This is a genomic window from Caulobacter sp. P4_E5 (genome assembly GCF_056401555.1).
Genome location: NZ_JBFUJD010000001.1, coordinates 51,062 through 77,505, shown reverse-complemented (window position 1 = coordinate 77,505; position 26,444 = coordinate 51,062). Strand labels below are relative to the sequence as shown.

Annotated in this window: 23 protein-coding genes and 1 tRNA gene; 7 read left to right on the top strand and 17 right to left on the bottom strand. The window is 67.8% G+C overall.

Annotated elements, in window-relative coordinates:
- Nucleotides 1–41: 41 nt before the first annotated feature.
- Nucleotides 42–842, top strand: coding sequence for a LytTR family DNA-binding domain-containing protein (locus AC1DSO_RS00375; RefSeq protein ID WP_477066935.1), 801 nt, complete (start codon nucleotides 42–44; stop codon nucleotides 840–842).
- Here AC1DSO_RS00375 and AC1DSO_RS00370 read toward each other — a convergent pair.
- The 7 genes from AC1DSO_RS00370 to AC1DSO_RS00340 all read right to left on the bottom strand — a co-directional run bounded on the left by AC1DSO_RS00370 (nucleotide 839) and on the right by AC1DSO_RS00340 (nucleotide 12,464).
- Nucleotides 839–1,333 carry an N-acetyltransferase family protein gene (locus AC1DSO_RS00370; protein ID WP_477066934.1) on the bottom strand — a complete coding sequence of 165 codons (495 nt, stop codon included), beginning with the start codon at nucleotides 1,331–1,333 and terminating at the stop codon, nucleotides 839–841. The two genes, AC1DSO_RS00375 and AC1DSO_RS00370, sit on opposite strands and share 4 nt — an antisense overlap.
- Nucleotides 1,330–2,670, bottom strand: a complete 1,341-nt coding sequence (gene astB, locus AC1DSO_RS00365; RefSeq protein WP_477066933.1) for an N-succinylarginine dihydrolase — start codon at nucleotides 2,668–2,670, stop codon at nucleotides 1,330–1,332. Before astB ends, AC1DSO_RS00370 begins: the two co-directional genes overlap by 4 nt.
- The gene (astD, locus tag AC1DSO_RS00360) at nucleotides 2,667–4,121 is read right to left on the bottom strand and encodes a succinylglutamate-semialdehyde dehydrogenase (RefSeq protein ID WP_477066932.1); all 1,455 of its coding nucleotides are present in this window, start codon (nucleotides 4,119–4,121) and stop codon (nucleotides 2,667–2,669) included. Before astD ends, astB begins: the two co-directional genes overlap by 4 nt.
- On the bottom strand, nucleotides 4,118–5,122 hold the full coding sequence (locus tag AC1DSO_RS00355) for an arginine N-succinyltransferase (protein WP_477066931.1): 1,005 nt from the start codon (nucleotides 5,120–5,122) through the stop codon (nucleotides 4,118–4,120). The genes astD and AC1DSO_RS00355 overlap by 4 nt, the downstream gene beginning before the upstream one ends.
- Nucleotides 5,123–6,379: a hydrolase gene (locus AC1DSO_RS00350; protein WP_477066930.1), complete on the bottom strand. Its 1,257-nt coding sequence runs from the start codon at nucleotides 6,377–6,379 to the stop codon at nucleotides 5,123–5,125.
- Between the two features lie 101 nt (nucleotides 6,380–6,480).
- Nucleotides 6,481–10,572, bottom strand: coding sequence for a translocation/assembly module TamB domain-containing protein (locus tag AC1DSO_RS00345; RefSeq protein WP_477066977.1), 4,092 nt, complete (start codon nucleotides 10,570–10,572; stop codon nucleotides 6,481–6,483).
- 107 nt (nucleotides 10,573–10,679) lie between these two features.
- On the bottom strand, nucleotides 10,680–12,464 hold the full coding sequence (locus tag AC1DSO_RS00340) for an autotransporter assembly complex protein TamA (protein ID WP_477066929.1): 1,785 nt from the start codon (nucleotides 12,462–12,464) through the stop codon (nucleotides 10,680–10,682).
- Between the two features lie 257 nt (nucleotides 12,465–12,721).
- Here AC1DSO_RS00340 and AC1DSO_RS00335 point away from each other — a divergent pair, with 257 nt between their 5' ends.
- The 3 genes from AC1DSO_RS00335 to AC1DSO_RS00325 are packed head-to-tail and all read left to right on the top strand — an operon-like array spanning nucleotide 12,722 to nucleotide 16,187.
- Nucleotides 12,722–14,248, top strand: a complete 1,527-nt coding sequence (locus AC1DSO_RS00335) for a circularly permuted type 2 ATP-grasp protein (RefSeq protein WP_477066928.1) — start codon at nucleotides 12,722–12,724, stop codon at nucleotides 14,246–14,248.
- Nucleotides 14,245–15,192, top strand: coding sequence for an alpha-E domain-containing protein (locus AC1DSO_RS00330; RefSeq protein ID WP_477066927.1), 948 nt, complete (start codon nucleotides 14,245–14,247; stop codon nucleotides 15,190–15,192). Before AC1DSO_RS00335 ends, AC1DSO_RS00330 begins: the two co-directional genes overlap by 4 nt.
- A gap of 11 nt (nucleotides 15,193–15,203) precedes the next feature.
- Nucleotides 15,204–16,187, top strand: coding sequence for a transglutaminase family protein (locus AC1DSO_RS00325; RefSeq protein ID WP_477066926.1), 984 nt, complete (start codon nucleotides 15,204–15,206; stop codon nucleotides 16,185–16,187).
- A gap of 2 nt (nucleotides 16,188–16,189) precedes the next feature.
- Here the strand turns inward: AC1DSO_RS00325 and AC1DSO_RS00320 are convergent, their stop codons facing one another.
- The 6 genes from AC1DSO_RS00320 to AC1DSO_RS00295 all read right to left on the bottom strand — a co-directional run bounded on the left by AC1DSO_RS00320 (nucleotide 16,190) and on the right by AC1DSO_RS00295 (nucleotide 20,136).
- A complete protein-coding gene (locus tag AC1DSO_RS00320; RefSeq protein WP_477066925.1) occupies nucleotides 16,190–16,546 on the bottom strand; it encodes a PilZ domain-containing protein in 357 nt (118 codons plus the stop codon).
- 107 nt (nucleotides 16,547–16,653) lie between these two features.
- Nucleotides 16,654–17,673 carry a sulfate/molybdate ABC transporter ATP-binding protein gene (locus AC1DSO_RS00315; protein ID WP_477066924.1) on the bottom strand — a complete coding sequence of 340 codons (1,020 nt, stop codon included), beginning with the start codon at nucleotides 17,671–17,673 and terminating at the stop codon, nucleotides 16,654–16,656.
- 15 nt (nucleotides 17,674–17,688) lie between these two features.
- Nucleotides 17,689–18,534 carry a sulfate ABC transporter permease subunit CysW gene (gene cysW, locus AC1DSO_RS00310; protein ID WP_477066976.1) on the bottom strand — a complete coding sequence of 282 codons (846 nt, stop codon included), beginning with the start codon at nucleotides 18,532–18,534 and terminating at the stop codon, nucleotides 17,689–17,691.
- 20 nt (nucleotides 18,535–18,554) lie between these two features.
- Nucleotides 18,555–19,433: a sulfate ABC transporter permease subunit CysT gene (gene cysT, locus AC1DSO_RS00305; RefSeq protein ID WP_477066923.1), complete on the bottom strand. Its 879-nt coding sequence runs from the start codon at nucleotides 19,431–19,433 to the stop codon at nucleotides 18,555–18,557.
- A gap of 195 nt (nucleotides 19,434–19,628) precedes the next feature.
- Nucleotides 19,629–19,910, bottom strand: a complete 282-nt coding sequence (locus AC1DSO_RS00300) for a putative periplasmic lipoprotein (RefSeq protein WP_477066922.1) — start codon at nucleotides 19,908–19,910, stop codon at nucleotides 19,629–19,631.
- A gap of 151 nt (nucleotides 19,911–20,061) precedes the next feature.
- Nucleotides 20,062–20,136, bottom strand: a tRNA-Lys gene (locus AC1DSO_RS00295).
- A gap of 127 nt (nucleotides 20,137–20,263) precedes the next feature.
- On the opposite strand from AC1DSO_RS00295, the gene AC1DSO_RS00290 reads away from it, so the two are divergent.
- A complete protein-coding gene (locus AC1DSO_RS00290; RefSeq protein ID WP_477066921.1) occupies nucleotides 20,264–21,004 on the top strand; it encodes a hypothetical protein in 741 nt (246 codons plus the stop codon).
- Here AC1DSO_RS00290 and tgt read toward each other — a convergent pair.
- Nucleotides 20,998–22,113 carry a tRNA guanosine(34) transglycosylase Tgt gene (gene tgt, locus AC1DSO_RS00285; protein WP_477066920.1) on the bottom strand — a complete coding sequence of 372 codons (1,116 nt, stop codon included), beginning with the start codon at nucleotides 22,111–22,113 and terminating at the stop codon, nucleotides 20,998–21,000. The two genes, AC1DSO_RS00290 and tgt, sit on opposite strands and share 7 nt — an antisense overlap.
- Nucleotides 22,113–23,213, bottom strand: a complete 1,101-nt coding sequence (queA, locus tag AC1DSO_RS00280; RefSeq protein ID WP_477066919.1) for a tRNA preQ1(34) S-adenosylmethionine ribosyltransferase-isomerase QueA — start codon at nucleotides 23,211–23,213, stop codon at nucleotides 22,113–22,115. The genes tgt and queA overlap by 1 nt, the downstream gene beginning before the upstream one ends.
- 127 nt (nucleotides 23,214–23,340) lie before the next feature.
- On the opposite strand from queA, the gene AC1DSO_RS00275 reads away from it, so the two are divergent.
- Both AC1DSO_RS00275 and AC1DSO_RS00270 read left to right on the top strand, forming a co-directional pair.
- The gene (locus AC1DSO_RS00275; RefSeq protein ID WP_477066918.1) at nucleotides 23,341–23,955 is read left to right on the top strand and encodes a hypothetical protein; all 615 of its coding nucleotides are present in this window, start codon (nucleotides 23,341–23,343) and stop codon (nucleotides 23,953–23,955) included.
- A gap of 39 nt (nucleotides 23,956–23,994) precedes the next feature.
- Complete coding sequence (locus AC1DSO_RS00270) at nucleotides 23,995–24,978, top strand: endonuclease/exonuclease/phosphatase family protein (RefSeq protein WP_477066917.1); 984 nt, start codon at nucleotides 23,995–23,997, stop codon at nucleotides 24,976–24,978.
- 48 nt (nucleotides 24,979–25,026) lie between these two features.
- Here the strand turns inward: AC1DSO_RS00270 and AC1DSO_RS00265 are convergent, their stop codons facing one another.
- Together AC1DSO_RS00265 and AC1DSO_RS00260 are read right to left on the bottom strand one after the other, a co-directional pair.
- Nucleotides 25,027–25,494: a peptidylprolyl isomerase gene (locus AC1DSO_RS00265; RefSeq protein WP_477066916.1), complete on the bottom strand. Its 468-nt coding sequence runs from the start codon at nucleotides 25,492–25,494 to the stop codon at nucleotides 25,027–25,029.
- A 92-nt stretch (nucleotides 25,495–25,586) separates the two neighbouring features.
- The gene (locus AC1DSO_RS00260) at nucleotides 25,587–26,432 is read right to left on the bottom strand and encodes a peptidylprolyl isomerase (RefSeq protein WP_477066915.1); all 846 of its coding nucleotides are present in this window, start codon (nucleotides 26,430–26,432) and stop codon (nucleotides 25,587–25,589) included.
- Between the last annotated feature and the right edge of the window lie 12 nt (nucleotides 26,433–26,444).

Sequence of the window (26,444 nt, the reverse complement as noted above, 5' to 3'; positions counted from 1 at the left end):
CGACCGGAAAACCACCAGGGACGAACGGCGGTCTTTTCGGGATGACCGGCGAAGAGCGCCTTTGGCTGGGCCGGGCCTGGATTCTCGGCGCGTGCCTGATCAGCTCGATCGCGGTCGTCAATGTCCTGACCATCCAACACGATGCGCCCAAGTTGGGTGTTCTGCCGCCGACGATCTGGGAATCCAGCAGCGCGTTCGTCACCCTGGCGATCTTCGCCCTTCCCGCCGGAATGGCGCTGTGGATGATCCGAGCGCGGCCACGTTGGTGGGTCGCGATACCGGCGCACCTACTGGCGGTGTTCGTATACTCGGTGCTGCATGTCTCGGGTTTCGTGGCCCTGCGCAAGCTGGCCTATGTCGCCTTGCTGCACGAGCGTTATGTGTTTGGACCCCTGTCCACCGAGTTCCCTTACGAATTCCGCAAGGACATGATGGCCTACGGGCTGGCCTCGATCATCTATTGGCTGGCGCTGCATAGGGGCGGCCAAAAGGCCGCGCCCCAGACTACGGCGACCCTGCCGCCCACCTTCGACATCCAGGACGGCGGGCGAATGATCCGCGTCCCCGTAGCCGATATCCTCGCCGTGCGCTCGGCGGGCAACTATGTCGAATTCGTCTTGGCCGAGGAGCGCCGGCCGCTGATGCGCTCGTCGTTGAGCGCGGTGTCGGAGCAGTTGACCGCCCACGGCTTCGTGCGCAGCCATAAATCCTGGCTGGTCAACAAGGCCCGGGTCACGGGTCTGAAGCCGGAAGGCTCGGGCGACTACGCCGTGGAGCTCGGCGATCTGGAAGTCCCGCTATCGCGACGTTTTCCCGAGGCGCTCGCGGCCCTGAGAGGCTAGAGCAGCAGCCCCATCAAAATGTCGTCCTCGAACCGGCCGTCCGGCAGTCGCCCGCGCGCCAACTGCCTCCCCTCATGCTGGAAGCCGAGTCGCTCATACAGCCGCACGGCGCCGGGATTGCCCGCGCCGGCCGCGAGCTCGATGCGCAGGATCGGCGGATCCATTGTCCGCGCCTTGGCGATCAGCGCCTCGAACAGCTTGGAGCCGATCCCCTGCCCCTGCCGCTCCGGATGAACGGCCACCGTTAGCCCGCCGAGCACGTGGGCGAAGATCGCCGGACTCTCGCGCCTGGCGTGGATCTCGCCGCAGACGAAGCCATCGGGTTCAACCGCGACCAGACAGATGTCGGCCGCGATCGCGCCCTCGGCGTAGGCGGGTGTGACCTCCTCGGGCGCGCGGGCCAAGGCGCCCGGCGTGATCGCGGCGGCCTTGTGCAGCGCGACGATGGCGTCGCGGTCGCCGGAAGCGGCGGGGCGGATCGAGAAGCTCACGCATCCCTCTGGAACGGATAGAAGTCGCCGCCAAGGTCAAGGATCCGGGTCAGCTCGTCCAGGGCCTCGCGACTCTCGATCAGCAGATCGGGATCGGCCAAGTCGGCCGGGGCCAGGCGGTCGCGGTAGCGGCGCGTGATCCAATCGGCCAGCAGGGTGTGCAGGCCAGGCAAGAATCGTTGAGCTGGGTTGACGGCCGCCAGCTCGGCCTCGGTCAGCACCACGCGCAAGCGCAGGCAGGCTGGGCCGCCGCCATTGCGCATGCTCTGGCGGACATCGACATACTCGACCCGACCGATCGGACCATTCGACGTGGTCAGGCTCTCGGCCACCGCGAAGGCGCGCGGGTTGTCGCGCGTCTCGGCCGGCGCCAGCAACAGCAGGCGATCTTCGCCGGGTACGACCAGCAGTTGCGAGTTGAACAGATAGCTGGCCACCAGGTCGGCCATCGGCAGGTCGGCTTCCGAGACCTCGACGAAGACCGGCTCGAACAGGCCGTCGGCCGCGGCGCGGACCTGACGCTCCATCAAGGCCCGGTCCTCGAAGGCGCGTTCGTGGAGGAACAGGCATTCGCGCGTGCCGACGCAGACCACGTCGTTGTGAAAGGCCCCGCCCTCGATCGCCGCCTTGGCCTGCTGAGGAAAGACCGGCCTGGCCGCGCCATGGCGGCGCTGGATCGCCTCGAACGCCTCGCGGGTCTGACGCGCCGGAAATCGGCCGTCCCAATGGACCCAGGCTTCACGGCCCCAGACGAACAGATTGACGCCTGGGTCTCCATGTTCGCCACAGAGCCTCACATGGTTGGCCGCGCCCTCGTCGGCAAAGTGGGGCTGGGCCGGTAGCGAGTCGTGAACGGCGAAACGGGCCTCGTCCGGGAACAGGCGGCGCAGGGCCCGCGTGGTCTGTGGGCCCTCCAGGCTGCGATGCAGGTTGGTCAGCAGGTTGGCCGGTGTGAAATGGACCCGACCGTCGGCCGTATCGGCGCTGGGGGTCACGGTGGCGGCGTTGGCGGCCCACATCGACGAGGCCGAAAAGGCGGCGGCGGCCAGGGCCGGCGCGTCCTTCCAGGCCTGTTCGATCACCGCCTCTTCGGAACCGGAAAAGCCCAACGACTTCAAGAGACCTACAGCCGGACGCTCATGCGGCGGCAGCACGAACTGCGCAATGCCCAGGTCAGAGAGCCGGCGCATCTTGGAGAGGCCCTCCAGCGCCGCGTCGCGCGGGTTGGAAACCTCGCCGGCGTTCCGGGTGCTGGCCAGATTGCCAGGCGAGAGGCCCACATACGAATGGGTCGGCCCGACCAGGCCGTCGCAATTGGCCTCAACGGCCAAACTCATGACCGCAGTCCCTTGATATCCTTCAGGGTATCGGTCACTGCCTCGGCCTCGAAACTGGCGACCGGATAGGCGCAGTAGTCAGCGGCGTAGTACGCGCTGGGCCGATGATTGCCCGAGGCCCCAAGGCCGCCGAATGGCATCGAACCGGCCGCGCCGGTGGTAGGCCGGTTCCAATTCACGACTCCCGCGCGGATGCGGTTCACGAACTGGTCCCAACGCCCCGCCTCGTTGGAAATGAGGCCCGCCGACAGGCCGTAACGGGTGGCGTTGGCCGCCTTCAAGGCGTCGTCGAAGCTGGCGACACGCCGCACCTGCAGCCAGGGCGCGAACAGCTCCTCGTCGGGCGTGTCGACGCCGGTGACATCGACCAAGCCCGGGGTCACGAACGCCTCGCCTAGCCCCCCGACCGAGCCCAGCGGCCGGATGCGTTCTCCACCCATGGTGTCGGCGATCGCGCGCGCGGCGTTGGCGGCGCGAGCCGAGATCAGCGGCCCCATGAAGACCTCACCCTCGCCGTTCCAGGGACCGATCGTCAAGCGGTCGGCTAGGGCCGCCGTCGCCTCGATCACCGCGCGGCCCGAGGCGTCGTCCGACACGATCAGCCGCCGCGCGCACGAGCAACGCTGGCCAGTGGTGATGAAGGCCGACTGCACGACCAGGGCCGCGACCGCCTCGGGATCGCCCGCGTCCCAGACCACCAGCGGATTGTTGCCGCCCAGCTCCAGGGCCAGGATCACGTCGGGGCGATCGGCGAAGTGGCGGCGGAAGAACGTCCCCGCTGCGGCCGAACCGGTGAACAGCAGGCCGTCGATCTCTTGATTGATCAGCGCCTGTCCGGCCTCGCGGCCGCCCTGGACCAGATTGATCACGCCCGCCGGAACACCCGCCCCCTCGAAGGCTTCGACCATCAGTTGGCCGGCCAGGGGCGTCTCCTCCGACGGCTTGAACACCACCGTGTCGCCCGCCAGCAGGGCGGGCACGATGTGACCGTTGGGCAGATGGCCCGGGAAGTTGAACGGTCCCAAGACCGCCATCACCCCATGGGCGCGGTGGCGCAGCACGGCGCGGCCGAACGGCATGGCGTTTTCGGTGACGCCGGTGCGCTCGTCATAGGCCTTGATCGACAGGTCGACCTTGCCGGCCATCGAGCCCAGCTCCGCCTTGGTCTCCCACAGCGCCTTGCCAGTCTCGCGGCTCATGGCCTCGGCGAAGGCGGCGGTGCGCTCGACCAGGATCTCCTTGTAGCGGCGAAGAACGGCGATCCGCGCCTCGCGAGGTTGATCCGCCCATCCCGGGAAGGCCCTGCGCGCGGCCTCGACGGCCTCGGCGACGTCGGCTTCGCTGGCTGTCGCCTCGCGCCAGACGACTTCGCCGGTGGCCGGATCGGTCGAAACCAGCTCCGCGCCCCGGCCCGAGCGCCATTTCCCGTCGATATAGAGACCGTCGCTCATGCCTTCACCCGCACCATGTCGCCTTCCGTGAGCCGCAGGGCTTGCGCCGCCTCGCGTCCCACGATCGCCATATCGCCATCGATCAGCACCGGCGCCCGGACGGCCCGGAAGGCGCTGATCGCGCCGGTGGAGATCAGCGCTTCCTCGCCAAAGGCGTCTTCGCCGAGTTTCAAACGTAGGCGCCGGGCCTCACGCACCGTCTTGATGTCGTCGCGCCGGGCCGCGACCGTCGGGCCGGCGTCGAAGATGTCGATCAGGCCCTCGTAGCGGAAACCTTCGGTCTCCAGCATGGCGCGCGCCGCCTCGCCCTCGCGGTGTACGCGGCCCAGCGCCTCGCGCGCCTCGCGCGGCAACAGCTCGGCATAGATCGGATGCCGAGGGGCCAGGTCCAGGATGAACTGCCCGTCGGTCGAGGCGCTCATCCGGTCGGCCTCGTCGAATTCGAGGCGGAAGAATTTGCTGGCGACATGGTCCCAGAACGGACACGAGCCGTCCTCGTCGAACCAGCCCCGCAGCTCGGCCAGCACCATCTCGGCGAAGCGCTGCGGCTCGAGGCCGATCAGCATGTAGCGCGACTGGGCCAGCAGCCGCCCTGCCCCGCCCTTGCGCCGTTCGGGCCGCAGGAACAGCGACCCGACCTCCGACCAGCCCGCGCACTCGTTGACCAGAACGAGGGCTCGGTGGTCGAAGCGTTTCTCCAGGGTCGGAGAAGACTGGGCGAGCGTCACCACGCGGAACGAAAAGTGCGGCCGCTTGAGTCCCACCCCCGCCTTGACCCCCGCGACGCCGATAACGTCGCCGGCGTCCAGGTCCTCGAGCATCAGGGTGTACCAGGCCTCCGGCGCGGCGACGCCGGCCTGGAAGCTGGCCTCGGACAGCGCCAGCCGCGATCGCAGGGTCGGCTCGTCCTCCGGCAGGCTGGTGAAGCCGCGCCCAGACAGGACGGCCAGCTCCATCAGGGCGTTGAAGTCAGCGGAGCCAGCGGGACGGACGACGAGCATTCAGCGGGACTCCTCAAGAGCGCCCATCTGGGCGCGGATCGCTCTGGCGTCGATCTCGCCGCTAGCCAGCTTCATCAGGATCAAGGCCGAGAGCTGGGCGCGTTCGACGAAGCTTTCGGGCCAGGCGTGCTCGGCCTCACTATGGATATCGCCGCCGCGCACGCCCAGGGTGTCGACATTCGGCAGGCCCGAGGCGAACAGGTTGTTGCCCTCGCAGACGCCTCCGGAGGGCTTCCAGGCGATGTCCTGGCCCAGCAAGGCGCCGACATCCTTGACCGCCCCGAACAATCGCTGCTGAGCAGCGTTGAACGGCTTGGCTCCGCGCGTGATCAGGCCGTGCAGGTGAGCGTGGAGGTCGTCGCCGACCTCCGACACGATGCGCGCGACCCCGGCCTGGAACCAGGCGGCGGCCTCGGCGTCAGGGAAACGGACGTTGAAACGGACCACCGCCACGTCCGGCACCATGTTCAGCGGCGCGCCGCCGTCGATGCGGGCGACATTGACGGTAACGCCGTCGCGCTGACCGTTCAGGGCGTGGAGCTTCTCGGCCGTACGCGCCGCGCCGATCACGGCGTTGCGCCCGGCGGCGAAGTCGCGCCCGGCGTGGGCGGCGCGCCCGTGGATGACAATGTGGAAGTTGCCCGAGCCCTTGCGCGCCGAGGCCAGGGCCCCGTCGGCCAAGGCCGGCTCATAGGTCAGACCCACGTGCCCTTGGCGAGCGAAGTCGGCCAGGATCGGCCCGGAGGCGATCGAACCGATTTCCTCGTCCGGCGACAGCAGCACGCGGTAGCCCAGGTTCGCCGCTTCAGGACAACGCTCGAAGGCCTCCAGGGCGGCCAGCATCACTGAGATCCCGCCCTTCATGTCGGCGATGCCCGGTCCATGCAGCGCGCCATCGGGGCGCGTGCGGACGACCTGGAACGGGCTCGTCTCGGGATAGACGGTGTCGTAGTGGCCGGTCAGCACGACCTGGACCGGAGCCTCGGGGCGCACGACCACGGCCAGGGACGGCGGATGGTGAAACTCGCTCTCGCGGCCGTCGGCGCCGACCTCGCGCGATGGCGACAGTGGGATCTCAATCGGCGCGGCGGGCAAGGGCGCGGCGGCGTCGAGCAAAATTCGCCTCTGACGCTCCAACCCGGCCAAGTGCCGGCTGCCGGAGTTTACGGCGCACCAATCCACGGCGCGGTCGACGATCTGGCCGCCGTCGCGCGCGATACGATCCAGAACCGCGCGATCTTCCGAATTGAGACGCATGATAGGCTGGTCCTCCCTCAGTCATGATAACCAAGGGCCGCGGGTAAATCGTGCTCACCTCGGAGGAGGTAACCGGGGGCCCGCGCAACAGCCTTGCTTCCTTAGTAGTCCTTTCGCCAACGGACGGAAAGCTTGGCGTCGTTCTGACCGCCGATCCGCGAGACCAGCGACAAGGTCCGGCGAACTCGCCATTCGACCTGAGCCGCAGGGCCTTCACGGCCGCCGCCGATGATCTCGACATAGACGTCGTCGGTCACGTACTTGCCGCCCGACACGGTCATGCCCGTGGCGCTTTCGGCGAAAGCCAAGCGGTCGAGGCGCGCGAAGCTCCGCAAGTTGCCGATCACGTCGAAGCCTCCGCCGCCCGCCATCGAGGCCAGGGCCGAGGCTAGCTGGGCGGCCTCGATCGGCGACAGCTGGGCGGCCGATGAGCCGAACAACACCTGGCTAAGCACCTCGTCGCTGGGCAGCTCGGGCTTGGAGGTCAGGGTGATTTCGGGCTTGGCGGCCGTCCCCTGGATCCTGACCACCGCCGTCAGCGAGGCGTCCTCCCGGCTCGCCGACAGATCCAGGCGGATGCGGTCGAGCTGGCTGGACAGATAGACCGTCCCGTTCTGGTCGAATTCGAACCGCTTGCCGGCGAAGTCGTATTCGCCGCGCACCACCCGCGCGACGCCGCTGAGCGCCGGGGCCAAGGATGTGCCGCCGACGTGGGCGTCCAGCGACAGCTCGACGTCCAGGCCTCGTCCGCGCACGAACACCCGACGCGACGCCTTCAGGTCGAGGTCGAGGATCATGCCGCCGGTGGTCGGGCGGCGCTGTAGCCCCTGGTCCAGGTCCTGCGGGCGGTTGCGCTCGACCACGTCCATGGCGACGACGCCGACCGGCGTCTTGCTCTGGGCCGAGACGTCGGCGCGGTCGATGGTCACCGCGCCCGTCAGCTTGATCTTGCCGTCGGCGGAGCGGTTGATGCTGGTCTGGCCGGTGGCGACGGCCGAGGCTAGGTCGTTGTCGATCAGGCGGAAGCTCTTCAGGTCCAGCTTGAAACTGCCGACGCCGTCGCGGGCCAGGCTGATCCGCCCCGCGCCCGAAACCGAGCCGCCCTGCCCGTCCTCGCCGATGGCCTGGCTGACGTCGATGGCGTTGTCGGCCAGGGCCGCGCGCAGGGTGACATTGCGCAGGCGAAGGCCGCTTTGGCCGTCCTCGAAGCCGCCGTTGTCCAGGGTCGCTTGGCCGATCAGGCGCGGATCGGCCAGGGTGCCGCCCAAACTGGCCTGCAGATTGATACGGCCCGACAGCGACCGCTCGGGGCCTAGCAGCAGGTCCCACAGCGGCTTGATCTCGCCCTGGGCCGAGAACTGACCTTGAACGCCACGCTTCTTGTCGACCATCAGACGCAGCGGCCGGGCAGAGGCCTCCACGGGAAGCACCAGATTGGCTTCGGCTTTCAGACCCTGACGGTTGTCTCCATCGGCGATGATCGTCAGCTGCCTGTCGGTCAGCTCGCCATGCACCTTGGCGTTCAGGGATTGCTCGACCTTGGAGCCCCGTTCGCGAGCGTTCGACAGCCGCATGGTGAAGTCGCCGCCCAGGGTCTCGCCCTGGCCGTGGAGATTGAACGAACCGTCGATGTCGCCGTCGAGATCCGGATCGAAGGCGGTCAGGGTCACCCCGGCCAGCTCGGCCTTCAACATGGCTGTAGCCCCGCCGATATCGGCGTCGATATCCGCGCGGCCCTGGTCGATCGCCAGGCGCAGGCGGGCCTGGGTCGGACCGTCACCAAACCGGACCTTGGCCGCCTCGCGGGTCTTGACCTCGGTGCGTCCCATGCGGCCGGCGGCGTTCAGGGTCAGGTCGTAGAGCTTGCCCGTCTGGGCCAGTTCGCCGGTCCCGCCGAAGCGCCAGCGTCCTCCAGGGGCCTCGCCGCGCGCGTCGATCGAAAGCGGCAGGCGCGACAGCGGCCCGTCGGCCTTGATCCGCGCCGAACGGACCTTCCAGGCGCCGGTGGCGACGTCCTCGGCGGTCAGGTCCAGCGTGGCTGTGGCCGCGCCACCGCCGGGCGCATCGACCAGCTTGGCCGAGCCCTTGACCTGGCCTTGAGGGAGGAAGGCGCCGGGACCGATCGCGACGGTCAGATCGGCGGTGGCCGGCAACCCGTCCCGCAGGCTCATCGCGCCCTTGGCCTTGGCTCCGCCGGCGTCGACGTCCAGCTCAGTGAGCTCAATGCCGCCCGGCGAGAACCGGAAGGCCGTCCGTCCGCGCGCCGGACCGTAACCGCTATTGGCCTGCAGCGCCGCGACGCCATCCGTGGCATTGGGGCCATGGGCGAAGGTCAGGGTCAGGTGCGCCTTGGTCAGGGGCAGCCTGGGCAGGTCGATGGAATCGAAGTCGGCGTTCAGCTCGGCCTTCGGCGCCGACAGCGTACCGCCGACGTGACCATCGCCCGCCGCCTTACCGGCGATCTCCACCGGGCCGGCGCTGAACGGACCGGACGCCGTCCAATCGAGCTTGAAGTCCAGACCAAGGCCCTGGGCGACCATCTTGCCCGCGCTTCTGAGGCTGGCGGCGCTGCCGTCCAGCTTGGCGTCAGCGACCGTCAGCACGCCGTTGTTCCAGCTGGCCTTGCCGTTCAGACGCGGCGTCGCGCCCAACAGGCGGTCGATCTCGGCGTAGCCGGTGGCGAAACCCGCCGCCCGGCTGTCGACAGTGAAGCTCCAGGGACTGTTGGCGAAGCTGGAGGCGGTCCACTTGGCCGTGACCGAGCCCTTGGCCCCGGGCCGCACCGGACCCAGGCTGGCCACCCTCATTTCGCCGTCGAACGACAGGCCGCCCAGCACACCGCGCTCGCCCTTGCCGGTGACGACGAGGTTGGGCGCGTCGACGCGGGCCGAGCGGATCAGGAACCGGCCACCCTTGATCCGCGCGCCCTCGAAGCTGGCCTTGGGACTGGAGCCCAGCACGGCCAGCAGACCCGTCCCGCCGCCGCCCGAGGTGGCGGCCTGGGCCTTGATCTCCAGTTCGCCCTTGGCCCAGCGGACCATCGCCGGTCCCTTGGCGCGCTTGAGGCGATAACCCAGCAACTCCATGTCGACGACGTCGATGTTGCCGTCGATCGAGAAACCGCCCTCCTCCAGACGGAAGACGCCATCGGCCAGGCCGCGTCCCATCTGGGGGATGGTGACGATCCGCTTCAAGGCGCCGACTTGGGCGCTGAAGGCGATGCCGTCCGGACCGGTCCGCTTCTTGGCGAGATCCGCGAGACCATGGCCGTGCAGCGTCAGGTTCTGGGCTATGATCGCCAAGTTCAGGTCCGACAGTCCCTCCCTGCTCGTCTTCTTCCCATCGAGGGTGAAGTCAGCTTGCGGCCCGAACATTTGGGCCAAACGCCGGGTCAGGGTCGAGGCCTCGAGGTCGATGCGGCCGCGCGCGGAGCCGCCTTCCGGCGTCCAGGCCCCGTCGGCTTGCAACGGGGTCGTGTTTCCGGTGCGCGCCAGGACGTTGAACGACGCGCGGCTGGTCGTGCCGTTCGCCTTGGCCTTCAGATCGAACGGACGATCCGCCGGCAGACCCAACGCGCCGGCGATAGCGCCGCCGTTCGCCTCGGTGGCGTCGGCCATCAGGCGTAGGCTCTTCGAACGACCCAGGTCGAAGTCGACGTTCAGGTGGTCGCCCACATGCAGGCGCGAGGCCACCGCCAGCTTGCCCTTCTGACCGCCCTGCCTCGCCATTTCATAGTCGCCCGTGACGTCGAAGTCGCCGTCCTTGCCGCTGAACGCGGGTCGGGTGATCAGGCGCAGGGTGAAGGCGTCGAGATCGACTGACACTGGCGCCGCGCTGGACTTCGGTCCCTTGGGCGCCATGGTCGGCCGGCGCAGCACCAGGACATCGCGGGCGTCGACCCGCTCGGCGTGGAAGCGGCGGCCGAACAGCTCGGTGGGTCGCCAGGCGACGCGGATGTCGTGCGCCTCCAGCCAGACGCCCTTCTCGTCCGAGATGGTCAGGCGGCGAACGCCGAAATCCTTCCAGATATCGCCCGACAGGCCTTCGATGTGCAGTTTGCCGATCCGGCCCAGCTTCAGGCCGGAGGCGCGCGCCTCGAGGAACATGCGGCCCTGCGGGGTGATTGGGGCGAAGCGCAGGCCGCCCGCCATGACGATCAGAATCCCCGCCAAGATCGCCGAGACGATCAGCAGCCAGCCGCCCCACCCGACCTTCTTGGCGGCCTGAACGGCCGTTTCGCCCGCCGCTTCGGCGGCATGAACGACCGTTTCGGTCAGGTCAGGCTTGTCGTGCTCCCCGCTCAAAAGCTTTGCCCGATGCTGAGATAGATCTGAAAGGCCGGGTCGCCCGACCGCTTGCCCAGCGGCACGGCGATGTCGGCGCGGATAGGGCCGAAGCCTAGGTCATAGCGGACGCCGAAGCCCGCGCCCGCCCGGAAGTCCTCGCCCCTGGGCGTCTTGTCGGTTCCGATGGCGCCGGCATCGATGAAAGCGACGCCGCTCCAGTGATCGGTGACCCTCTGACGTAGCTCGAACGACGTCTCGACCAGCGAAACGCCGCCTTGGGGCGTGTTGTCCGACAAACGCGGACCAATGGCCTGATAGGAATAGCCCCGCACCGARCCCCCGCCGCCGGCGTAGAACCGCCGCGAGGCCGGCACCTCGGGGATGCCCCCGCCGACGATCGCGCCTAGTTTCACCCGCGCCGCCAGCACGGTGCTGGCGAGCTTGCCGAACGGCAGATAGGCCGAACCCTGGGTGGTCAGCTTCAGATACGGCAGGGTCGTGTCCCCGACGACATAGGTCGGCTCGCCCCGAGCCTCGAGGCGCCAGCCGCGTTTGGGATCGAGGATGTTGTCCGAGAAGTCCCAAGCGTAGGCCGCCAGACCCGCGACGGTCGCCAGGTTCAGTTTGCGCCCCGCGACCAGCCCGTTGCGGCCGACCTGCTCCTTGGTCTGCGACAGGTCCAGCGACACGCCGAAGGTGCGGTAGGCCGTCGTCTGGCGTCGCTTGGTCAGGTCCACCCCGACCGTGGCGCCGGTTTCATTGTAGGCGTCGGTGTCGTTGCGGAAGATCGAAGAGTTGAGCTTCAGGGTCTGCTGCGGCCGCCGCCAATGCGGCAGCGAGATTTCCCCGCCCAGGCGCTGCTCCAGCTTGGCGAACTTCAGAGCGTAGGTCGTGGTGTCGGCGCGCTTGAACCGATTGTAGCGGCTCCACCGCAGATCGACGCCGCCGCCCTCGCTGGTGGAGTAGCCGACGCTGGTTTCGATCGTCCGCGACCGGCGATCGGACAGGGTGATCACGACCGGTCGCAGCCCCTCGGGCGTGGCCTTGTCGGGTCCGGCCAATGAGACGGAGATCGAATCGTAGACGGCGGTGTCGCGCAGGCGGCGCTCCAGTTCCGCGACGTCCTCGGGGTCGTAGACATCGCCCGAGCGCCAGGGGGCCAGGTGATTCACCCAGGCGGAATTGGTTCGCCCCTTGGTGACCACCTCGATCCCGTCGAGATGGACCAGCTCGCCGGCGACGATCTTGAAAGCCGGACGGACGGTGTGGTCTCCGTGATCGACGATGACCTCACGCGGCTCGGCCGCCGCGTCGGCATAGCCCAGCTTGGCGACCTGGGCGACAATGCGCCCCTCTGCGCCGACCACGTCGGCGGCGCGGCCCGGCTCGCCCTCGGTCAGGCGCATGGCCGCGGCGGCGCGCTGGCGGACGCCTTCGTCGGGCGGCGCGCCGGACCAGTCGATGCGGGGATCGGCGATGACGAACACGGGGCCAGGCGTGACCTTGACGACCGCCCGCGGCGGCTCGCCATCCAACACGTCGGGCTCGACGGTGTAGGCGTAATAGCCCTCGGCGCGCAGCACGGCGATCGAATCCTCGCCAGCCTGACGGGCTCGGCGACGAGCCTCGGCGCGGCTTTGGGGGGGATGCTTGGACTGGGTCAGAGCGCGCTGGATGGCCTCGCGCAGAGCCCTGTCCTCGACGCCCTGGATCTGAGCCATCGGCTCGTCGGCCCAGGCGGCCGAGGCCGTCAGGAGAGTCGCCGCTGTCAACGCCAGGGAAGTCCGCCCAAGCACCAAATCACGTTCCCCGCGCGAAGCGCCCCCGCCCCTGCTGTAGTCTGGGGTTTGGCCTCTGTCACGACCGGAATTGCAACGACCCGAGAGCAAGCGGCGCTTCTCAAAGCAGGCGAAAGGCGCCCAAATGCTGGGCAGCCGTGCGCATCTACGCGGCGAATGTCGAATTCGGCGCGCGGGCCCTGCGCGACGTTCTAGAGTTGGGACGGCGCGGCCCCCTCGGCATGGCGTCCAAAGCGAAGAGAAACGTGGAAAAAAGCGTGGCGGCGAAGACCCAGACCCTTGTGGATGCCCCGACCCTGCCGATGACGGAGGCGGCTTACCTGCCGGGCGTCGCCTATGACGAGATGTTCACGCCCGAGGGCGAGGTTCGTTCGCACTACGATCCGCTGCACGCCCGCATGTCGACCCTGGGCGCCGAGGAACTGGCGGGCCGCCAGCGGACCCTCGAGCGGTCCTTCCTGCTGCAGGGCATCACCTTCACCGTCTACGGGGCCGAGAACACCACCGAGCGGATCATCCCGACCGACCTCTTCCCACGCATCATTCCCGCCGACGAATGGAAGCGAATCGAAGCGGGCCTAACCCAGCGCCTGCAGGCGCTGAACCTGTTCCTGGCGGATATCTACGGCGACCAGCAGATCCTGATGGATGGCGTGGTGCCGCGCGAGCTGGTGCTGGGCGCGCCGTCGTACCGGCGCGAAATGCAGCACATCTACGTGCCCCACAAGGCCTACGCCAACGTCTGCGGCAGCGACCTGATCCGCTGCCAGGACGGCCAGTTCGCGGTGCTGGAAGACAATCTGCGCGTCCCGTCCGGCGTCTCGTACATGCTGGCCAATCGTGACGCCGCCAAGCGGACCTTCCCCGGCACCTATCGCGCCGCCGGCGTGCGGCCTGTCGAGCGCTATCCCGACCTGCTGCTGGCGACGCTGAAGAGCATGGCGGCCGACTGGCGCGGCGATCCTCAGGTCGTGGTGCTGACGCCCGGCGTCTACAACAGCGCCTATTACGAGCACGCCTATCTCGCGCGCCTGATGGGCGTGCCGTTGGTCGAGGGCCGCGACCTCGTGGTGCACGAGAACATGGTCTACATGCGCACCACGACCGGGATCCGTCGGGTGGATGTGATCTATCGCCGGGTCGACGACGACTTCATCGACCCCCTCACCTTCCGGCGGGACTCTTCGCTGGGCGCGGCGGGCCTGTTCAACGCCTATCGCGCCGGCAATGTGGTGATCTGCAACGCCCCCGGCACCGGCGTCGCCGACGACAAGGCCGTCTACGCCTACGTCCCCGACATCATCCGCTACTATCTGGGCGAGGACGCGATCCTGCCCAATATCGAGACCTTCCTGTGCCGCGAGTCCCGGCAGTTGGGCCATGTGCTCGACAACCTCGACAAGTTCGTGGTCAAGGCCGTCGGCGCCTCGGGCGGCTACGGCATGCTGGTCGGGCCGCACGCCAGCCAGAAAGAACGCGACGACTTCGCCGAGGCCATCAAGGCCGATCCCGACAACTACATCGCCCAGCCGACGATCCAGCTGTCGACCGCCCCTTGCCTGGTCGACGGCCGCATCGAACCGCGCCACGTCGACCTGCGGCCGTTCATCCTGTCCGGCGAGAAGACCATCGTCACGCCCGGCGCCCTGACGCGTGTGGCCCTGAAGCGTGGGTCGCTGGTGGTCAATTCCAGCCAAGGTGGTGGTTCCAAGGACACCTGGGTTCTGGCCGAGGAGAACGGCTCTAACGGACACTCGAATGGCAACGGGAGCGTCCGCCCATGATGCTCGCTCGCGTTGCTGACAGCCTCTACTGGCTGGGCCGCTATATCGAACGGGCCGAGCACCTCTCGCGCCTGTCCAGCGTCATGCTGAACGCCACCCTGGACCAGACGGACTCCGGGACCCACGCCGTGCAGATCGCGTTGGCCGCCGTCGGTGAGCCGAGCGACGGCGCCGACGTCGGCTCGTTCGAGGCCGCCCACGCCCTGGTGCTGAACCGCGGGGATCCCAACTCGGTGGTCTCGTCCCTGGCCCGCGCCCGCGAAAACGCGCGCCAGGTTCGCGACCAGATCACCACCGAAACCTGGGAACGCCTGAACCTGTTGTACCTGAAGGTCACCGACGCGAAGGCCGCCAAGGACTTTTCCCACGGCTCGGACACGTTCCTGCACGACGTCATCGCCGACCTGCACCTGTTCAAGGGCGCGGCCGACACCACCATGAGCCACGGCGAGAGCTGGCGGTTCATGATGCTGGGCATCTACATGGAGCGCGCCCAGCTGCTGTCGCGCCTGCTGGAGGTATGCTTCGCGGAGTCGCCGATCCATGGCCGGATCGACGATCACGTCGCCCTGGTCAGCGTGCTGCGCATGGCGTGCGCTCTGGAACCCTATCTGCGCGTCTACACCGCCGAGATCGAGCCCCGGCACATCCTGGAGTTCCTGGTCTTCGACGAGGACTTCCCACGCTCGATCCGTTTCGCCACCGCCCAGATCGAGCAACACCTTTCCGCCCTGGCTCGCCGCGTCGCGACCAGCGAGCGCGCCGGTCCGGAACGGCTGGCCGGCCGGCTCAAGGCTCGTTTGCAGTTCGCCGATGTCGACGAGCTGGAAGCCATTGGCGCCGGGCCGCTGCTGACCACTGTCGTCAACGAATGCGCGCGCATTCACGAGGCGATCTACGAAACCTTCGTGGCCTATCCGCTCGAAATGCGCCTCCCGGCCTAGGACGAAAAACAGTGCTGCTCGAAATCCGCCACGTCACCCAGTACCACTACGAGCGCCCCGTCCGGGAAAGCCTGATGGAGCTGTGGATGCAGCCCCAAAAGACCGCCCGCCAGCGCCTGGTCAGTTTCGAGCTGGACCTGGAACCGGCGGCTCAGGTGTTCTCCTACGCCGACAGCTTCGGCAACGCCGTCTACCACTTCGACGTCCCCCAGCCGCACGACAAGCTGACCATCATCGCGCGCTCGGCGGTCGAGACCGAGCCGACCGGGGAGCGACCCGAGCAGCTGGACATGGGCGAATGGGACCGCCTGCGGAGCGAGTTCGTCCGCGGCGAATGCTTCGATTTCCTGAGGCCGCACGGATTCGTCCAGACGACCGACGCGCTGCGGACCTTCATCAACGAGCACGACCTGGACGCCCTCAAGCGCAAGGATCCGCTGACCGCGGTCCGCGCCCTGTCGGAAGCGATCTATCGCGCGTTCGAGTACCAGCCTGGCGTGACCGACGCCGACAGCCCGATCGACCTGGCGCTGAGCGCGGGGCGCGGGGTTTGTCAGGACTTCGCCCACATCATGTTGGCGGTATGCCGCGCGTGGGGCATCCCCGCGCGTTACATCTCCGGCTACCTGTTTACCGACCGCGACGCCGGTGACCGCTCCGATCCCGACGCCACCCACGCCTGGGTCGAGGTCTTCCTGCCCAGCTTGCGCTGGGTCGGCCTGGACCCGACCAACAACATGATGACCTGCGAGCGGCACGTGGCCGTGGCGGTCGGCCGCGACTATGCCGACGTCACCCCGTCACGCGGGGTCTACAAGGGCGACGCCGAGAGCCAGCTGGCCGTGGGCGTCACCGTGCGCCGAGCCCGCGCCGCCTTGGCCGAGCCAGAATTCCTGCGCATGGCCCGTCCCAGCTTCGCCGGCGGCCGCCGTCGTCCCGACGCCGCCTTGAAGCAAGAGCTGCATCAGCAGCAGCAGCAGCAGCAGCAGCAATAGATCTACTGCAGGATCTCCGGAGGCAGCGTCGCGGCGAACCGCCGCGCGATGTCCAACGCCCCAGCCGCGCCGCCGGCCCGGGGGCCGATGCGCTCGGTCTGCAGGAACTGCACGCCGGCTTCGCTGCCCGAACGCCAGACCACATGGGCCAGGTGCACCCGACGGCCGCCGGCGTCGACGAAGACGAACTTGTCCGGCGGCGCGGCGATGCCGGCCGTCGACAGCCGAGCGCCGCGTTCGGCGACGTCCAGCAGCGAACACTTCCACGAGCGCGGATCATCCACGATGTAGATCTTGCGCGCCGCCGGCATCCGAGGATGCGAGCGACGCTCCGCGCCCGAAGGCTCGACCATGGACATAGGCCTCTAGAACTCCCGCCGAGTCGGAACCGATTTTAGCGCAAGCGAAGGGGGTTCGCCCCAACGCCAAGCGCTGTTCGTCCGGAACCGGTTTAACGGACAGAAGCTTAGGCGGCGTAAACGTGAGCCTTACGAGCGGCGATCTTCACCGTGCCCTGGAAACGAGCGGCCTCGGCGCGGGAGGCGCTGATCTCGATGTGGCGTCCGTCGGCGGCGGTGGCGTTGACGGTGGTCAAGGCCCCCTGCACGTGGGCGCGGTTGATCCGCACCTCGAACCCGCCATCGTCCAGCACGAAATCGTGCGGCCGGACATAGGCCGTCGCCGAACCCTCGCGGACGTCCGAGGCCGGCAAGCCCAGGATCCCGGCGCTGAACCGGCCGCCGCTGACCTGGCCCTCGAAGCAGTTGGCTTCGCCGACGAAGCCGCAGACGAAGGCCGTCTCGGGCTGATCATGAACCTGGTCGGGTGTGYCGATCTGCTCGATCTCGCCCTTGTTGAGGATGGCCACGCGATCGGCCAGTTCCAGGGCTTCTTCCTGATCGTGGGTCACGAAAATGGTGGTGACGCCGGTGGCGTCGTGCACCCGGCGCAGCTCACGGCGCAGCGATTTGCGGACCGTGGCGTCCAAGGCGCCGAACGGCTCGTCCAGCAGCAGCACGCTGGGCTGCACCGCCAGGGCCCGCGACAGGGCCACGCGCTGGCGTTGGCCGCCCGAGAGCTGCGAGGGGTAGCGCTTGCCCAGGCCGTCAAGCTCGACCAGCTTCAAGAGATCCTCGACCCGCTGGGCGATTTCGGCCTTGGACGGCTTGTCCTTGCCCTTCCGGACATCGAGGCCGAACGCGATGTTCTTGGCCACGGTCATGTGCTTGAACAGAGCGTATTGCTGGAACACGAAGCCCACGCGGCGCGCGGCGGCCGAGGCGAAGGTCACGTCCTCGCCGTCGAACAGCACCTGGCCAGCGTCAGGGAATTCCAGGCCGGCGATCGTGCGCAGCAGCGTCGTCTTGCCCGAGCCCGATGGGCCCAGCAGGGCCAGCAGCTCGCCGTCGGCGATCTCGAGGTCGACCTTGTTCAGCGCCGGATAGCGCCCGAACTTCTTTTCGACGGAGCGGATGGTGATGGTCATGGCCGTTTAGTCCGTTCAGTGTCCGCCGCGCCCGCGCATGCCGGGCGCGCCGACTTCGAGCGCCGTCTTCAGCACCAGGGTCACCACGGCCAGAAGGCACAGCAGGGCCGCGACGGCGAAGGCGCCGACGAAGTCGTACTCGTTGTAAAGGATCTCGACGTGCAGCGGCATGGTGTTGGTCAAGCCGCGGATGTGGCCGCTGACCACCGACACCGCGCCGAACTCGCCCATGGCGCGGGCGTTGCACAGCAGAACGCCGTACATCAGGCCCCAGCGCACGTTGGGGGCGGTCACCCGCCAGAAGGTGTAGAGGCCGGAGGCGCCCATCGAGACGGCCGCCTCTTCCTCACTGGTCCCCTGCTCCTGCATCAGCGGGATCAACTCGCGGGCCACGAACGGGAAGGTCACGAACACGGTGGCCAGCACGATGCCGGGCACGGCGAAGATGACCTTGATGTCGTTGTCGACCAGATATTCGCCGAACCACCCCTGCAGACCGAAGATCAGCACGTAGATCAGGCCAGCCACCACGGGCGACACCGAGAACGGCAGGTCGATCAGCGTGATCAGCAGCGCCTTGCCCGGGAATTCGTACTTGGCGATCGCCCAGGCCGCGCAGAGGCCGAACACCGCGTTGAACGGCACGGCGATCGCGGCCGTGATCAGGGTCAGCTTCACGGCCGCCAGTGCGTCAGGGTTGTTGACGGCCTCGAGGGCCGGACCAAGCCCCTTGCGCAGGGCTTCGACGAACACGGCCGCCAGCGGCAGGATCAAGACCAGGGCCAGGAAGGCCATCACCACGCCGACGATCAGGACCTTGGCCCAGGTCGGATCATCGACGGCGCGGCGATGCCCTTTCATCGAATTCTGGACGGCAGCCATCAGTCGAACCTCCGCGCCCAGGCCTGGATGGCGTTGATGACCAGCAGCATCGTGAAGGAGACGGCCAGCATCACGACAGCGATCGTGGCGGCGCGGGCGTATTCGAACTGCTCCAGCTGGATGATGATCAGCAGCGGCGCGATCTCGGACTTATAGGGCATGTTGCCGGCAATGAAGATCACCGAACCGTACTCGCCCACCCCGCGCGCGAACGCCATGGCGAAGCCGGTCAGCCAGGCCGGAGCCAGAGCCGGCAACACGATCCGCAAGATGGTGTCGATGCGGTTGGCGCCCAGGCTAGCGGCGGCCTCCTCGACATCCTCGGCCGCGTCGCGCAGCACCGGCTCGATGGTGCGCACCACGAACGGCAGGCCAATGAAGATCAGGGCGATGGTGACGCCGACCGGGTTGTAGGCGGCCTTGATGCCGAGCGGCGTCAGGAACTGCCCGACCCAGCCGGTGGGCGCGTAGAGGGTCGCCAAGGCGATGCCGGCCACGGCGGTCGGCAGGGCGAACGGCAGATCGACCAGGGCGTTGACCACGGTCTTGCCCGGAAAGTCGTAGCGGACCAGGGCCCAGGCGGTCAGCACCCCGAACACCCCATTGATCACCGCCGCCACGAAGGCGGCGCCGAACGTCAGGCGATAGGCGGCCATCGAGCGCTGGGAAGTCGCCACGGCCCAGAAGTCGGCCGGCGATTGGTGGGCGGCCTTCAGGACCACGGCGCTCAGCGGGATGAGGACGATCAGCGACAGCACCGTCAGCGTCACGCCCATGGTCAGGCCGAAGCCCGGAATGGCCGAACGCCTACGGAAAAAGGGCCGCTTGCCCGTGGGCGGCGGCGCGGACGACCGGCGCACGGCGGTGTCGGCGGTCATCGTCTGATCGTCGTCCAGGGTCCGGGCTCGCCACATAGCTCAAGGCAAAGATGAACGCGCGAGACCGGATCGAGGTCCCGACGACGTCGTGGAAACTGAGCCGCTTAAATCTCTACCGGGGCAATGGGGCAAACGAGAAAAGGCGGATGGGGGTGGGAGAAAAACTGGCCGACCAACCGCGCGCCGCGCATATCCCTAGCGGTCGCATTTCCAGACGAAGTTGGTCGACTTCTCGGCCATGGTCGCCTCGCACGTCAGCGTAACGTTCTTTTCGCCGTTATAGCCAAGCTTTGAAACCTTGGCGAAGCCCGTCAGTTTGCGGCGTTCCGTCCTTACGAGTTGCACCTCGTGCACTTCCAGCCCCCGGGCCGACAGCTCGTTCGTGATCGTCTGTTTGACGCCAGCCACGCCCTCCTCGGTGAACTGCGGGCCGCATCCGGCCAGGCACAGGCACGCCAACAATATCATTCGTTTCAAGATCACCCCCGGGGAAACCAAGCTCGACGGACTCGAGCGACGTCGGCCCGGGAGCGCCGCGATCTTCTCTAGAAAGGCATGTGAATGGCAAGTAGCTCGGCCGACTGCCGCGACGGAGGGCGCAGCTCATGGTCAACGATACTTGGAGAATTGGTAGGCCGGGTGGGGTTCGAACCCACGACCATTCGATTAAAAGTCGAATGCTCTACCACTGAGCTACCGGCCCGCTCACGATCCGGCGGGGACCGGGGGAAGCGGCGCGGACCATAGTCGGGGGTCTTCCGCGTCGCAAGCATGGTTTCGCCGTTTTTCCGGTGGATGACGCCTAAGCTGTGGGCGGGTTAGGGTGAGTCATGCGTGGAACCTTGCTTTTGGCGGCCTTTTGCGGCCTGGGCCTGGCCGGAACGGCCCTGGCGCGGCAGCAGGAATCGCCGCCGCTGCTCGGCGCGACGCCTGCGAACGCGCCTCAGGATTCGCCCGTCCAGCCGATCGACCCGGGCCGAATCAGATCGACGTCCGAGGCCAACCGCGAAGGCATCACCGGCGCCATGCAGGCGCCGCTGCGCGACGTGAACATCGTCCGCACCAAGATCCCTCGCGTGCTGCTGGAGGCGATGGACGATCCCTATCAACGGCCAGCGAGGGCAAGTTGCGAGGCCCTGATCGCCCTGGTCCAACCATTGGACGTGGCTCTGGGCGAGGACATCGACCGCAATCCGCCGGGCGAGAACGAGGACCTGATGGACCGGGGCCGCAAGGCGGCCGGCGGCGCGGCCCTGGGCGCGGTGGCCAGCGCCGCGCAGGACATGATCCCGATGCGCGGCTGGGTCCGCAAGCTGACCGGGGCCGAGCGCCACGATCGCCTGGTGCAGAGCGCCATCGCCTCGGGCGCGGTGCGGCGGGCCTATCTGAAGGGCCTGGGCGAGGCGCGCGGCTGCAATCCACCGGCCACGCCCCAGCACAAGCCGCCAGCCGAACCGCCAGTCGTCGATCCCGGCATGCCGCCGCCGCGTGATCCCTATGGCCCGCGCAAGCCGCGCTTCCCGATCAACAAGCAGGAAGCGCCGACCGTGCCGCAAGGGCCTCGCTACTGAGGCAGGTGCCGGGCCGCGAAGTCGCGGCGGAACTGCTCGAAGCGCCCCTCGGCGATCGCCGCGCGCATGGCGGCCGTCAAGGCCTGGAAGAAGGCGATGTTGTGCCAGGACAGCAGCACCTGGCCCAGGATCTCCTCGGCCTTGAACAGGTGCCGCAGATAGGCCTTCGAATAGTCGCGGCTGGCCGGGCAGGCGCTGTCAGGGTCCAGCGGCGTGTCGTCCTCGGCGTACTTGGCGTTCTTCAGATTGATCGCCCCATCCCAGGTCCAGGCCTGGCCGTGGCGACCCGAGCGGGTGGGCAGCACGCAGTCGAACATGTCGACGCCACGCGCCACGGCTTCCACCAGGTCGATCGGCTTGCCGACGCCCATCAGGTAGCGCGGGCGATCCTCGGGCAGCAGGCCGGGCGCGTAGTCCAGAACCTCGCACATGGCCGCATGACCTTCGCCAACCGCGAGGCCGCCAATCGCGTAGCCGTCGAAGCCGATTTCGCGCAGCCGATCGGAGGACTCGCGACGCAGGTTTTCGAAGGTCGAGCCTTGCTGGATGCCGAACAGCACCTGACTGTCGCGGGTCCCGAAGGCGTTCTTCGAGCGCTGGGCCCAGCGCGCCGACAGCTCCATGCCCTTACGCGCCCTCGCCTCTTCGGCCGGCCAGGCCACGCACTCGTCCAGTTGCATGACGATGTCGCTGCCCAGCAGGTCGGCCTGGATCTCGATCGAGCGCTCGGGCGTCAGCACGTGCTTGGAGCCGTCGATGTGGCTGGAGAAGGTCACGGCCTCCTCGGACAGCTTGCTGATGCCCGACAGGCTCATGACCTGGAAGCCGCCGCTGTCGGTCAGGATCGGCTTGTCCCAGCGCATGAACCTGTGCAGCCCACCCAGGCGCTTCACCCGCTCAGCCGAGGGCCGCAGCATCAGGTGATAGGTATTGCCCAGAATGATGTCGGCGCCGGTGTCCTTAACCTGGTCGACGGTCAGGGCCTTGACGGTCGCGGCGGTGCCGACCGGCATGAAGGCGGGGGTGCGAATGTCGCCGCGTAGCGTCTTCAGGACGCCCGTGCGGGCCTTGCCGTCCGTGGCGTTGATCTCGAAGGGAAAGGCGGCCATCAGGAAGTCTCGTCTTTGAACAGCAGGCTGCCGTCCCCGTAGGAATAGAAGCGATAGCCCGTCGATATGGCGTGTTCGTAGGCCGCGCGCATCGTCGCCCGGCCGGCGAAGGCGCTGACCAACATGAACAGGGTCGACTTGGGCAGGTGGAAGTTGGTCATCAGCACGTCGGCGGCCCGGAAACGATAGCCGGGCGTAATGAAGATGGCGGTCTCGTCGGCGAACGGCCGCACGATTCCGTCCTCGCCCGTGGCGCTCTCCAGCAAGCGCAAGCTGGTGGTGCCGACACAGACGATCCGGCCGCCGGCGGCGCGGACGGCGTTCAGGGCGTCGGCGACCTCAGCGGTCACCTCGCCGAACTCGGCGTGCATCTTGTGTTCGGAGAGGTCGTCGGTCTTGACCGGCAGGAAGGTGCCCGCGCCCACGTGCAGGGTCACAAAGTGTAGCGACACGCCCTTGGCCTTCAGGCGCTCCAGCAGGTCGGGGGTGAAGTGCAGGCCGGCGGTCGGGGCGGCCACCGAGCCGTCCTCGCGGGCGTAGACGGTCTGATAGTCGGCGCGGTCGCGCTCGTCCTCGCCCCGCTTGGCGGCGATGTAGGGCGGCAGCGGCATGTCGCCATGGCGGGCGATGCCGATGTCGAGGTCGGGACCGGACAGGTCGAAGGCTAGCAGCACCTCGCCGCCCTCGTGCTTCTCAGCGACCGTGGCGTCCAGACGATCGAGTTCGCAAGCCCGGTCATCCCGTGATCCGAATACCACCCGATCGCCGACCTTCAACCGCTTGCCCGGGCGCATGAAGGCGCTCCAGCGGCTGGGCGAGACGCGCCGGTGCAAAGTAGCCTCGACCGCCACGGGCGTACCGTCAGCGCCGCCGGTCGTGCGGCCCTCGCGTAGGCCGGACAGGCGCGCGGGGATCACCCGGGTGTCGTTGAAGACCAGGGCGTCGCCAGGGCGCAGGAAGTCGGGAAGCTCGCGAACGACATGGTCGGCGAGCGCTTGCCCGGGACGCACCACCAGTAGGCGCGCGGCGTCGCGGGGCTCGGCCGGGCGCAAGGCGATGCGGTCCTCGGGGAGGTCGAAATCGAAGTCGGATAGGCGCATGGGCGGGCTTCAAGCGCACGATGGACCTGGAACGTCAAGACATACGCCGTCGCGCGAGCCCGGTGGACAACCTGGGCGGGACTATCACATGGTTCAGGATAACGAGATTCTTCGGGGGAAGACCGCCATGAAACGCCTGCTTATCCCGGCGCTCGCGCCGTTGCTGATGCTCGCCGCCTGCGAACAAAAGGCTGCCGCGCCGGCCGCGCCCGCGAAACCCGCCGAAGAGCGGACCGTGGCCACTTCGATCACTCCGCCGGGCGCGGACGCGCCAGCCGCCAACTTCCAGCACGATCCTAAGCTTGACCTGACTGGCTTCTATTTCACCGAGACGCCGGTCCAGCAGGGCAATTGGAAGCTGACGGCGCTCAGCATCGGCGGCCCGTCGGACTTCGCGGCTTGGGAAGGGGGCAAGCGCGCCGAGCACTACGGCCCGATTTTCCTCACCTTCGAGGATGTCACCAGTCCGAGCGCCGAGAACGAGCTGGGCCAGGTCAACCATACCGTTGAACTGCGCCTGATGCCGAACAGCTATCGGGTCGACAGCCACGAGATCCTCTATCGCGCCAACGACCCACGTCTGGGCGAAGTGGTGCTATCCGGGACAATGGACGTCGCGAAACTGAACGCCGCCAAGACCGCTGGGCCCAACGGCGGTGCGCAGATCGTTCTGACGGGCGGCCTGCAGGTCGGCGCTCAGCGGATCCGCAACATCAGCTTCTTCTATCATCCTGGCGAGTGATCCCTCTTTTCCGGCGTTGAGGCGTGCTATGGGCGGCTCATGCGCCTGATCGTCCAGCTTCTCAGCCTTCTCGTTCGCGGCACGGCCTTGATGCTGGGCCTGGTCGGGGCCGGCATGGCCATCGCCTGCCTGGGCGGGGCGTTCAGCGACCGTCTGGACGCCTTCACCCACGCCGCGCCGCTGTGGCTGGCCATGGGCGTCGGCGCGGTGGTGCTGGGCGGTCTGTTCGCGCGCGATGGCGAACGCTGGGTCATGGTCGGACTGGGTGCGACGACCCTGGCGGCCTGCGCGGTGCTGATGTTGCCCGAAGTGATCGCCGCCTGGCGCTTCAAGCCCGCGACCGTCGCGGCCAGCGACCTGAAGATCGTGCAGTTCAACGTCTGGCACGAGAACCGCACGCCGGAAAAGAGCCTCGACTGGATCCTGGCGCAGGACGCCGACGTCGTGGTCCTGGAGGAAGGCGGCGGCGAAGCGTTGGCGATCGTAAAGGCCTTGCGCGCCGCCTATCCATTCGGGTCTTGCGACAAGGGGGCCAACTGCGAAACCTGGATCTTCTCGCGCAAGAAGATGACCGCGCGCGGCGGCATCCAGCCGGATAAACCCTATCTCTCAGCGGCCTGGGCGACGCTGGCGGATCCGAGGGGACCGTTCACGGTCGTGGGCGTGCATTACACTTGGCCCATTCCCGCCGGACCTCAGCAGGCTCAGGGCCGCAAGCTGGCGCAGTTGGTCGGCAGGTTCGACGGCAAGAACACGATCCTGACCGGCGACTTCAACTCCACGCCGTGGTCGTTCACTTTGAAGCGTCAAGACAAGACTCTGGGTCTGAAACGCTGGACCCGCGCCCTGCCCTCGTGGCCGGCCGGCAAGTTCTCACGCGTGATGGCCGCTCCCTCCCCGTTCCTGCCGATCGACCACGTCTATGCGGGCGATGAGTGGCGCGCGGTGAAGATCGAGCGAGGTCCAGCCCTGGGCTCGGACCACCGTCCGGTGGTGGTAACTCTGCGGCGAACCCAGAAATAAAAAAGCCCCGGATCACTCCGGGGCCTTTCTGATCTTATCGTCGAGTCTTTAGGCGTCGGCGGCGATCTTGGCGCTGACGATCTTGCCCGGTTGACGCGGCGGCTCGCCCTTCGGCAGGGCGTCGACATTTTCCATGCCTTCGACCACCTGGCCCCATACGGTGTACTGACGGTCCAGGAAGGTGGCGTCGTCGAACACGATGAAGAACTGGCTGTTGGCCGAGTTGGGATCGGGCGTGCGCGCCATCGAGCAGACGCCGCGCACGTGCGGCTCGTCGCTGAACTCGGCCTTCAGGTCCGGCTTGTCCGAACCGCCGCGGCCGCTGCCCGAAGGATCGCCGCCCTGGGCCATGAAGCCCGGAATCACCCGGTGGAAGACGACGCCGTCGTAGAAGCCCTCGCGCACCAGTTCCTTGATCCGGGCGACGTGGCCCGGCGCCAGGTCGTGGCGAAGCTTGATCGTGACCGGGCCGGTCTCGAGGGTCAGGATCAGGGTGTTTTCGAGGTCGGCCGACATGGTCTTCCTTTAGGGTGCGGAATGATTGATCGCGCTTCTAGCGCGGATTACGCCCACCTGTGAACCAAGTCGCGTCCGAAAACGGGAAATGCTCAGCGAATCTCGACCGGCAGGTCGATATCGCACACCGAGAAGTCCGCGCCTTTCAAGGCCCGCAGGCGCTTGGTTTCGGCGGCGAACCAAGGCCCCCTCGGATCGACGACGCGAACCTTGGGACGTTCAGATTCCGGAATATCCGATAGAAGGCGAACCTTCTGCATCAAGTCCTGCGGCGTCAGGAMTGGCTCGCCGGTCTTGATGGCCCGCACGACGTCCAGGCCGCTGATCACGCGACCGAAGGCCGTGTAGCGCTTGTCCAGCGACGGATAAGGCTGGCGCATCAGGAAGAACTGGCTGTTGGCCGAGTTGTTGTCCTCGTCCCGCGCCATGCCGAGCACACCAGGGCAATAGGTTCCCCAGGCCGAAACCTTCTTGTCGCTGGTCATGTCGCTCCAGCTCCAGGCCTGGCTGACGACGGGCAGCGATTTTAGATAGCCGACCTCCAGACCAGCGGGCGCGGCCATCGGCACGAACCCCGTCTCGGCGGAGCGGCGGAACGTAAACTCGGCTTTCAGGTTAGGCTTTTCCGACCCGCCCTCGCCCGTATTGCTCGGATCACCGGTCTGGGCCATGAACTTGTCGATGACCCTGAAGAAGGTGCGGCCGTCATAGACGCCAGTCCGGGTCAGTTCCAGCAGGCGCGCCACGTGGTTCGGCGCGACCTCCGGGATCAGCTCGACCAGCACGCGGCCCTTGTTGGTGTCGATCACCATCATCGTCTCGGGCGCTGGCGTCCGCCAACCCTGCTCGGAAGGCTTGGCCGCAGCCGTCGCCGCGAACGCGGGAGCCGAAATCGCCGCCAGGCAGAGCCCAGCCAGAAGCGCGCGCGAGCGGATCATGTCACTTCACCT